Origin of the sequence: Methylobacterium sp. WL116 (assembly GCF_008039455.1) — a bacterium.
Lineage (GTDB): Bacteria > Pseudomonadota > Alphaproteobacteria > Rhizobiales > Beijerinckiaceae > Methylobacterium.
In genome coordinates, this window is the sequence record NZ_VRUV01000143.1 from 1 (window position 1) to 9,318 (window position 9,318).

Genomic DNA, 9,318 nt, shown 5'->3' on the forward strand with positions numbered 1-9,318 from the left:
CTGCAGGTCGCCTCGGGCGGCATGCGCGACGCGGTCGCGGGCACCTCGCAGCGGTCGAGCAGCGTCGCGAGCACCGCCCACGAGACCGCCCGCAACGTCAACACCGTCGCCGCGGCGGCCGAGGAGCTCGGGGCCACGGTCCAGGAGATCGGGCGGCAGGTCGAGCAGGCGGCGGAGATGTCGGACGGCGCGGTGCGCGAGGCGGCCCGCACGCAGGCCGCCATGGATGCGCTGGCCGCGGCCGCGACCCGGATCGGCGACGTCGTCGGCCTGGTCTCGACCATCGCCGGGCAGACCAACCTGCTGGCCCTGAACGCCACGATCGAGGCGGCGCGGGCGGGCGAGGCCGGCCGCGGCTTCGCGGTGGTGGCGGCCGAGGTTAAGGACCTCGCCGCGCAGACCGCGCGGGCGACGGAGGAGATCGGCCAGCAGATCGCCTCGATCCAGGCCGCCGCGGGGGAGGCCTCGGGGGCGATCCACGCGATCACCGGGCGAATCGACGCGATGAACCAGGTGGCGACCAGCATCGCCGCCGCGGTGGAGGAGCAGGGCGTGACGACCCAGGAGATCGTGCGCAACATGGGCCAGGCCTCGGCCGGCACCGGCGCCATGACGGCGGACATCGCCGCCGTCGCCCGCGCGGCGGACGCCGCCGGCACCGAGGTTGCGGCGGTGCTGCTGGCCTCCGACCAGCTCGCCGACCAGTCGGCACGGCTGCGCGCCGAGATTGGCACCTTCCTGGCGGGCGTCCGCGCCGCCTGAGCGAAGCGGGCCGCCTTTCAGGACTCGGGCCGGCTCCCCCTCGCCGGGGCGCGCCGATCGGCGGCCGGGGGAGGGGACGCTCCGTCGCCCGCCCGCACCCGCATCCGTCGCGGCGTCAGCCTGGTGGGCGCGCCTCGGGACGAAGTCGCGGGTGGAATCCCGATCGACGGGCGTCCGAAACGAGAAGGGCCGCCCGGCCCGGATGGCTGGACGGCCCCTCGCCGAGGGGAAGCCTTCCGATCAGCGGCCGATGGCTCCGCGCTTGAACCCGAAGCCCGGGACTTCGCAGCCGCAGGACGAGTTGAACGGCGCCGGGCGGGTGACGCAGTTGCCGCGGGCGGTGACGCAGATGCTGCCGCCGCGGCCGCCGCGGAAGTCGTCGCGGCGACGGTCGTAGCGATCCTCGTCGTAGTCGCGGCGGCGCGGGCGATCGTCGTCGTAGCCGCGGTCGAACCGGCGCGGGCCGCCGTAATCGTAGTACTGGGCGCTCGCCACGGTCGCGCCGAGGGTCGTCCCGAGGGTCAGGGCGGCGATGGCCGCGAGGGTGAGGCGCTTCATGGTCATAAGGTGTGTCCGTCTCCGGTCCGAGGTCGACGTGGGGTCGACCGGGTGTCTACGCGGGGCTGCCTGAACGTCGGCTGAGGCCGGCGCAACGGCTGTCCGCCTGGCGGCCCCGACGCTCAACGCGGCAGACTGCGCATCGGCCGCCACAATCGTCCGGCATGGTGCACGGCCGCCGCGCCGTCCGCCCTCGGCCTGCGACGACGGCCTGCGGTTGCCGGAACCGGCCGGCCTCGCTACTGACGCGGGCGAAAATGTTTCCCGTGAAACCTCCTCCGGAGCGGCCCCCCGACATGGAGCTCCTCAAGCTCGCGGCCCTCGACGCCGAGGACCTCACCGTCATCTCCGCCCACCTTCAGGATGCGGTGCTGAACGTGGCCGACCTCACCTTCCTCGCCGCCGAGCACCGCTTCGTGCTGGCGCTGCGCCGGTTCGACTGGCAGGCGCCGGAGACGCCGCGGCGGCGGCTCGCCGGCCTGCATTTCGAGCGCGTGCTCGGGGTCCGCACCCGCGGCCTGACGCTGGGGGATGCCAGCTTGAGCCTGCTCGCGATCACCTTCGAGGAGACCGAGGCGCCGTCCGGCATCGTCACGCTGCTGTTCTCCGGCCAGGCCGCGATCCGCCTCGACGTCGAGTGCATCGAGGCGCGGATGAAGGATCTCGGGCCGGTCTGGGAGGCCGACAGCCGCCCGGGCCACGCGGCGCCCGCCTCCGGCCCGTCGGCCTGAGCCGTCGCGTCCCACGCCCTCACCAGAAGAAGTGCCCGATGATCCGCCTCGATAGCAGCGACCCGACCTTCGCGGACGACTTCGCCCGGCTGCTCACGGTCAAGCGCGAGATCTCGGAGGACGTCGACGAGACCGTGCGCGCCATCATCGCCGGCGTGGTGAAGGGCGGCGACGCGGCGCTGGTCGACTACACCCGAACATTCGACCGGCTCGGCGACGGCTTCGGCGCGTCCGCCCTGCGCGTCACCGCGGACGAGATCGCGGCGGCGCTCGAAGCCTGCCCGGCCGAGGCGCTGGAGGCGCTGCGCTTCGCCGCCGCCCGGATCGAGGCGTTCCACGCCGAGCAGGTCCCGGGCGACCGCCGGACCACCGACGCCCTCGGCGTCACCTCGGGCTGGCGCTGGACCGCGCTCGAATCGGTCGGGCTCTACGTGCCCGGCGGCACGGCGAGCTACCCGTCCTCGGTGCTGATGAACGCGATTCCCGCCCGCGTCGCCGGGGTGCCGCGGATCGTCATGGTGGTGCCGATGCCCGACGGGCAGTCGAACCCGCTGGTGCTCGCCGCCGCGCATCTGTCGGGCGTTCACGAGGTCTATCGCGTCGGCGGGGCGCAGGCGGTGGCGGCGCTGGCCTACGGCACCGAGACGATCGCGCCGGTGGCCAAGATCGTCGGGCCCGGCAACGCCTACGTCGCGGCGGCCAAGCGCCGGGTGTTCGGCCAGGTCGGCATCGACATGATCGCCGGCCCCTCCGAGGTGCTGATCCTGGCCGACGGCCACGCCAACCCGGACTGGATCGCCGCCGACCTGCTGGCCCAGGCCGAGCACGACGTCGCCGCCCAGTCGATCCTGATCACCGACAGCGCCGCGCTGGCCGAGGCCGCGGAATCCGCCGTCGAGCGCGCGCTCGCCACCCTGCCGCGCCAGGAGATCGCGCGGGCGAGCTGGCGCGACTACGGCGCGATCGTCCGGGTCCGCAGCTTCGACGAGGCGGTGCCGCTGGTCGACCGGCTCGCGCCGGAGCACCTGGAGATCGAGACGCAGGACGCCGAGGCGCTCTCGCGAAAAATCCGCAACGCCGGGGCGATCTTCCTCGGCTCGCACACGCCCGAGGCGATCGGCGACTACGTCGGCGGCCCCAACCACGTCCTGCCGACCGCGCGCTCGGCGCGGTTCTCGTCCGGCCTCGGGGTGCTCGACTTCATGAAGCGCACCACGATCCTGGCCTGCACGCCGGAGAGCTTGCGGGCGCTCGGCCCCGCGGCGATAACGCTGGGCCGGTCGGAGGGCCTCGAGGGGCACGCCCGCTCCGTCGCGATCCGGCTGAACCTTTGAAGGCACGCGCACGATGTCGGAGGTCAAGGGGGGTGGGACGGGGGTCGAGAAGCGTGTCGAGCCGGCCGGGAAGGGCACCGATCGCCTGATCGGGGTCACGCTCGACGAGGACTCGATCGGCCGCGGCAACCCCGACCAGGAGCACGAGCGCGCGATCGCGATCTTCGACATCCTCGAGGACAACCACTTCGCGATCCCGGGCCGCACCGGGCCCTACGCGCTCAACCTCGGGCTCGTCGAGAACAAGCTTTCCTTCGCGATCCTGTCCCCGACGGGCGACCCGGTGATGACCCACCTGCTGTCGCTGACCCCGTTCCGCCGGGTGATCCGCGACTACGAGATGATCTGCGAGAGCTACTACAACGCCATCCGCACCGCCTCCCCGACGCAGATCGAGGCGATCGACATGGGCCGGCGCGGCCTGCACAACGAGGCGTCCGAGACCCTGAGGGAGCGCCTGGCCGGCAAGGTCGACCTCGACCACGACACCGCCCGGCGGCTGTTCACCCTGGTCTTCGCCTTGCACTGGAAGGGCTGAGGTGGGCCTGCGCCGCCGACGCCCGCACCGGCACAGACGCTGAGAGCCCCCGCGCGATGGACGTCCTCGTCCCGCCTCCGCCCGGCGACCTCGTCGTGCCGCGCAAGCGCCGGGTCCAGTCGGTGCTGTTCATGTGCAACTTCAACGCCGTGCGCTCGCCCGCGGCGGAGGTGATCGCGCGCCACTACTTCGGCAAGTCGGTCTACGTGCAGTCGGCCGGGGTGCGCTCGGGCGAGCCGGTCGACCCGTTCATGGTCGCGGCGCTGGACGAGATCGGCATCGACGCCAGGAAGCACCGGCCCCGCACCATCGAGGAGCTCGACGAGTGGGAGGGGCTGAACTTCGACCTGATCGTGACGCTGGCCCCCGAGGCGCACCACAAGGCGCTGGCGATGACCCACACCCTGGCGGCCGACGTCGAGTACTGGCAGACGGCGGACCCGACCATCCTCCAGGACGCCTCCCGCGAGCAGCGCATGGACGCCTACCGCGACGTCCGCGACGGGCTGACCTACCGGATCAAGATGCGGCTGAAGGGGTAGGGGACGCGGCGCGGCAGGCTCCGCGGTCGATCTGGCGCTTCCCCGCCGCGCGAACCGATCGCGGCGCATCCCGCGCGAAGGTCTGCCGCGCTCACCTGTTTTGCCGGCAAAGCGCGGGTCCCCTCTCCCGTTTGGGAGAGGGGACCCGTTCGGCGCGAGGTGGTCGACACGATCGGTGTGCGGCGGGGAAGTCGCGCCCTCACGCCTCCAGCCGGCGCATCCCGGTGATCGCGCCGTAGCTGTTGGCGGCGATCCGCTCCGCCGCCCGACGCAGGGGCTCGACCGCCACCGCCATGTGATGGCCGTTGGCGTGGATCAGGGTGTCGGCGTCGAGCATCAGGCCGGTATGGCCGCGCCAGTCGACGAAGTCGCCGCGGCGCAGGCCGTCGAAGCCGATCGGCAGGGCGCGGCCGACGGCGCCGGCCTGCTGGTCGGCGTCGCGCGGGCAGGGCAGGCCGGCGAGATCGAGGCAGAGCTGGACCAGGCCCGAGCAGTCGAGCCCGAGGCTGGTGCGCCCGCCCCACAGGTAGGGCGTCCCGACCAGCCGCTCGGCGGTGGCCGCGTAGTCCGGCACCGTGCGGTCGAGGGGGGCGCAGTGGGCCGCGAAGACGAAGGCGTCGCCGACCCGGACGAAGTCGCCGGCCGTGTCGGCGACCGTTATCCGCGCCCCGAGCCCGAGATGGCCGAGCGCCGGGCGCTTCATGTCGGGGGCGGGGTAGAGGAAGCTGCGCAGGGCCGTCACCCGGTGGGTCGGGGCTGGGTCGGCCGGGCCGAGGCTCGCCGCCGGCAGGTAGCCGACATAGCCGTCGCGCATGAGCTGGACCCAAGCGAACCCGTCGCCGACCTCGTACACGGCGACCGCGTCGCCCATCACCGCCTCGGTCTCGAGCCCGGCCTCCGGTCGCGGCGTCCGGCGTAAGGGGGCGGCCGGGACCACGACCCGGCGCGGCTCGCCGGCGACGAAGCGCGCCGCCTCGACCGTGCCGCGCAGGCGGATGTCGGCGAGGTCCGGCCGGGCCGGCGTGGTGCGCGGATCGTGGTTGGCGGTCGGCGGGCTCGTCATCACGGCTCGGGGCTGCGGCTGTCTCGGAATCTGCGGGCGTCTCGAAGTGATGATCGCGGGCCGCGGTGACCGAACCACGCCCCGGGGCGCATCTCCTCCCGCGCCATTTCGACGCATCGTCGTGCTGCTTGAGACGGCAACTGCATCATGAATGCGCCAGCGCGCCCGCAGGATCGCGGCGCACCTCTGCCTGCCTCTTCGGCACGCCGGGGCATGCATGGCAGGACGGCGACGGCCTCGTTTTGATGCGGTGCACAATCGGCGCGAATCGGGTACGGTGGGCCATGACGAGCGCGAGCCCTGCCGTGAAGAAGTCGAAGAAGAGCTTTGCCGACCTGCCGCCGATCCGGGTCCGCCGCGAGCCGCCGACGATCGTCGAGGCGGTGACCGCCGCGCAGGACCTGTCCGACGACCTCGAGCAGCAGATCGAGATCGCCGCCGGGCTGATCGGCCTGCCCGCCGAGGAGGTCCGCCCGCACGTCGTCGCGGCGCTGCGGGCCAAGCCCGAGCGCGTGCCGGAGCGGATCATCGCCCAGGCCGGCCCGAGCCGGGCGCCGCGCACCGTCATCGTCGAGCGCCGCACCCGCCCGCCGGTGATCGTCGAGCGCCGCGGCCGCCCGCTCGATCCGCGGCGCTGACGGCGCCCGCGGACCGCCTTCGAGTCCCGCGCTACCAGGCGAGCGTCTCGCCGCGGTAGTCAAGATAGGCCGTGCCGGGCCGGCCGAGCCGGGCCTCGATCACGTCGGCCATGCCGGTGACGCTGGTCGCTACGTCGATGTCGGCCCCGTCGCCGCCCATCTCGGTCCGCACCCAGCCCGGATGCATCAGCACCACGCTCAGGTTCTCCGCCGCGTGGCGGATCGCGAAGCTGCGGACCAGGGTGTTTAGCGCCGCCTTGCTGGCGCGGTAGTTTTCCCAGCCGCCGGAGGTGTTGAGCCCGACGCTGCCGAGGATCGAGCTCATGAACACCAGGCTGCCGCCGGGCGCGAGCCGATCGCGGAAGGCTTCGGCGAAGCGGACCGGGCTGATCGCGTTGGTGAGGTAGACCTGCGCCGCGACCGGCCGCGGCACCGCGTGCAGCGGATCGTGCGCCTGCGTCGCCACGCCGGCCACCACGAACACCAGGTCGAATGTTCGGGACGCCAGCCGGTCGTGCAGGGCCGAGACCGCTTGGTCGTCGTCGATGTCGGCGGTCTCGATCGTCAGCGCCTCGGATTCGAGGGCGGCCAGGCCCGGCGAGGCCTTGCGCTGGGTCGCGGTGACGCGCCAGCCGCGCCCCAGGAAGGTCTCGACGAGCCCGAGCCCGAGGCCGCGCGAGGCCCCGACGATCAGCGCGTTCCTGGCCGACGAATGTTCGAGTTCTGCCATGGGATGTCTCCTGCGAGGCCGGGTTCGGGATTTCTTGGGAGGAAGGTGGCTTCATCGCGCGATGCGGAAAGCGCCGTTGGGGATCGCCCGGTGTGCCGCCGCACGTTCGGTACCTCCACCCTCGGACGCAGCTTCGACACGCCCCCCTTCCCTCCCCCGACGATCTCGGGCTCGCCCGCGATCCGCACCCTGTGTGCCCGAGTCGGGCAGGCCCGACTTGGGTGCGGGGGAGGGGAAGGCGACGTGGGCGCCTTGCGCGCGAAACGTACGGGTTCGGCGCCTTGCCCCGTTCCCTCAATCCCCCGTCTGCACCGCCCAGGTGGCGTGGCGGATGCCCGGTTGCGCCTGCAGGGCGGCGACCACCGCGTCGAGCTCCTTGGCCGCCACCGCGCTGGCGATGAGGGTCGCGACCACGTCCACCGCCGCGTCGCCGCGCTCCTCGACCTCGACGCCGCCGACCGGGTAGCCCGCCGCCTCCAGCCGCTCGACGAGCATGTCCTGGGCGGGGCCCGCGGTGCCGGGGGCGGTGGTGACCTGGACCTCGTAGGTCGCCTCCGTCGCGCTCTCGTCGATCGGCGCGCGGTTGATCGCGTTGACGAGCGGGCGCAGCAGGGTGTTGCAGGCCAGGACCGCGACCGCGACGAACAAAGCCTCCAGCGGCAGGTCGGCGCCGGCGAAGGCGCCGACTGCGGCCGAGCACCACAGGGTCGCGGCCGTGTTGAGGCCGCGCACGTTCATGCCCTCCTTCATGATCACGCCGGCGCCGAGGAAGCCGATGCCCGAGATCACGTAGGCGACGGTGCGGGTCGCGCCCTCGGCCCCGGTCAGCCGCATGCCGAGATCGACGAAGGCGGCCGCCCCCACCGCCACCAGCACCGCCGTGCGCAGGCCGGCGGTGCGCTGGCGGTACTGCCGCTCGGCGCCGATCAGGGTGCCGAGCACGAAGGCCACGATCAGGCTGATCGCCGAATTGACCGGCTCGGGGAGGGGCGTGGGCAGAAGGACCATCCGGTCTCCTAGACGGGCGCGCATGACGGTTCCGTGACGGGAGCCGGTCCCGCCCGAGGTCGCAGCGGGATTGACGGGTGCCCCGGGCAGCGGGCACACCGGCTCGACTATGGATCGATCAAGAATCCAAGTGCGGCGGGTTCAGCCCGCCGGTTTCGACGAGGAGACGTGCAGGATGAAGGCTTCCTTCCAGCCGGCCCGGCCGTGTCGCGCAGGGTCCGCGCGCGCATGAGCGGCGCTGCGCTTGCCGAGCGTCCGGCTGCCGCCGCCGATCCGTTGCGGGCCCGCATCCTCGAGCTCCGCGCCGGCCTGGAGCACGGGCTGATCGGCTGCGAGGGCCTGGTCGAGCGCCTGATGATCGGGCTGCTCACCGGCGGCCACCTGCTGATCGAGGGCGCGCCGGGGCTGGCCAAGACCCGCGCCGTCAAGCGCCTCGCCGACGGGCTCGACGGCTCCTTCGCCCGCATCCAGTGCACGCCCGACCTGATGCCCGCCGACCTCACCGGCACCACCGTGTGGCGCCAGGATGCCGGCACCTTCGAGTTCCTGCCCGGCCCGCTGTTCCACTCGCTGATCCTCGTCGACGAGGTCAACCGCGCGCCGCCGAAGGTGCAGTCGGCCCTGCTCGAGGCGATGGCGGAAGGCCAGATCACCGTCTCCGGCGCGACCCATCCGCTCGCCGACCCGTTCATGGTGGTGGCGACCCAGAACCCGATCGAGCATGCCGGCACCTTCCCGCTGCCCGAGGCGCAGCTCGACCGCTTCCTGCTCCACGTCGTGGTCGGGATGCCGGACGAGGCCTCCGAGCGGAAGATCCTCGACCTCGTCGAGGGCGAGCTCAACCATCACGGCGAGGCGATGCCGGTGAAGCTCTCGGTCGCCGAGGTGCTGGCCGCGCGCGAGGCCGCCCTGAAGACCTACGTCTCGCCGGCGCTGAAGGATTATCTCGTGCGCATCGTCGCCGCGACCCGCACCGATTCCTCGGCGCCGGACCTGCGCGCCGCGATCGAGCATCCGGCCTCGCCGCGCGGCACGCTGGCGCTGATGGTCGCCGGCAAGGCGCGGGCCTACCTCCACGGCCGCGACCACGTCGTCCCCGAGGACGTGGCGGACCTCGCCGCCGACGCGCTCTCCCACCGCATCGGCCTGACCTGGCGCGCGGCCGCGGAAGGGCTCACCACCCGCGGCATCGTCGGCGGATTGGTCCAGCGGGTGCGGGCGCTCTGAGGGTGGTCTCGGCAACCGCGAGAAGGCCCCGCGCGACCACGCCCTGCGCGGGCCCCCTCTCCCATGGGGAGAGGCGGCCGCGTCGCGCTGGCCGGATTCCGGCATGACCGCCACCGCCGCCCCCGAGACGAACCCGGCCTTCCACCTTTCCGGCGAGGCGCTGATGGGCCTGCGCCACCTCGCGCGC

Annotated in this window: 11 protein-coding genes; 7 read left to right on the plus strand and 4 right to left on the minus strand. The window is 73.2% G+C overall.

Translation table 11 applies throughout. The features are described from left to right. Positions 1-762, plus strand: a 762-nt coding sequence (locus FV223_RS12650; RefSeq protein ID WP_246689672.1) for a methyl-accepting chemotaxis protein, incomplete at its 5' end; no start/stop codon positions are given. Between the two features lie 240 nt (positions 763-1,002). On the opposite strand, the gene FV223_RS12655 is transcribed toward FV223_RS12650, so the two are convergent. Continuing rightward, a complete protein-coding gene (locus tag FV223_RS12655) occupies positions 1,003-1,320 on the minus strand; it encodes a hypothetical protein (RefSeq protein WP_147727389.1) in 318 nt (105 codons plus the stop codon). A 296-nt stretch (positions 1,321-1,616) separates the two neighbouring features. Here FV223_RS12655 and FV223_RS12660 point away from each other — a divergent pair, with 296 nt between their 5' ends. The 4 genes from FV223_RS12660 to FV223_RS12675 are packed head-to-tail and all read left to right on the plus strand — an operon-like array spanning position 1,617 to position 4,465. Then, the gene (locus FV223_RS12660; RefSeq protein WP_147727381.1) at positions 1,617-2,051 is read left to right on the plus strand and encodes a DUF2948 family protein; all 435 of its coding nucleotides are present in this window, start codon (positions 1,617-1,619) and stop codon (positions 2,049-2,051) included. A gap of 38 nt (positions 2,052-2,089) precedes the next feature. Next, on the plus strand, positions 2,090-3,385 hold the full coding sequence (gene hisD / locus FV223_RS12665; protein WP_147727382.1) for a histidinol dehydrogenase: 1,296 nt from the start codon (positions 2,090-2,092) through the stop codon (positions 3,383-3,385). 13 nt (positions 3,386-3,398) lie between these two features. Then, positions 3,399-3,923: a UPF0262 family protein gene (locus tag FV223_RS12670; protein ID WP_246686598.1), complete on the plus strand. Its 525-nt coding sequence runs from the start codon at positions 3,399-3,401 to the stop codon at positions 3,921-3,923. 56 nt (positions 3,924-3,979) lie between these two features. Further along, positions 3,980-4,465 (plus strand): low molecular weight phosphatase family protein, encoded by a 486-nt coding sequence (locus tag FV223_RS12675; RefSeq protein WP_147727383.1) that lies wholly within the window; start codon positions 3,980-3,982, stop codon positions 4,463-4,465. Between the two features lie 199 nt (positions 4,466-4,664). Here FV223_RS12675 and FV223_RS12680 read toward each other — a convergent pair whose 3' ends face one another. Next, positions 4,665-5,528 carry an NlpC/P60 family protein gene (locus tag FV223_RS12680; RefSeq protein ID WP_147727384.1) on the minus strand — a complete coding sequence of 288 codons (864 nt, stop codon included), beginning with the start codon at positions 5,526-5,528 and terminating at the stop codon, positions 4,665-4,667. Positions 5,529-5,812: 284 nt separating this feature from the next. Here FV223_RS12680 and FV223_RS12685 point away from each other — a divergent pair, with 284 nt between their 5' ends. Further along, positions 5,813-6,166, plus strand: coding sequence for a hypothetical protein (locus tag FV223_RS12685; RefSeq protein WP_147727385.1), 354 nt, complete (start codon positions 5,813-5,815; stop codon positions 6,164-6,166). Between the two features lie 31 nt (positions 6,167-6,197). Here the strand turns inward: FV223_RS12685 and FV223_RS12690 are convergent, their stop codons facing one another. Together FV223_RS12690 and FV223_RS12695 are read right to left on the minus strand one after the other, a co-directional pair. After that, positions 6,198-6,896, minus strand: coding sequence for an SDR family oxidoreductase (locus FV223_RS12690; RefSeq protein ID WP_147727386.1), 699 nt, complete (start codon positions 6,894-6,896; stop codon positions 6,198-6,200). A 294-nt stretch (positions 6,897-7,190) separates the two neighbouring features. Next, on the minus strand, positions 7,191-7,904 hold the full coding sequence (locus tag FV223_RS12695; RefSeq protein WP_147727387.1) for an MgtC/SapB family protein: 714 nt from the start codon (positions 7,902-7,904) through the stop codon (positions 7,191-7,193). Between the two features lie 228 nt (positions 7,905-8,132). On the opposite strand from FV223_RS12695, the gene FV223_RS12700 reads away from it, so the two are divergent. Continuing rightward, positions 8,133-9,131 carry a MoxR family ATPase gene (locus FV223_RS12700; protein WP_147727388.1) on the plus strand — a complete coding sequence of 333 codons (999 nt, stop codon included), beginning with the start codon at positions 8,133-8,135 and terminating at the stop codon, positions 9,129-9,131. Positions 9,132-9,318: the final 187 nt, after the last annotated feature.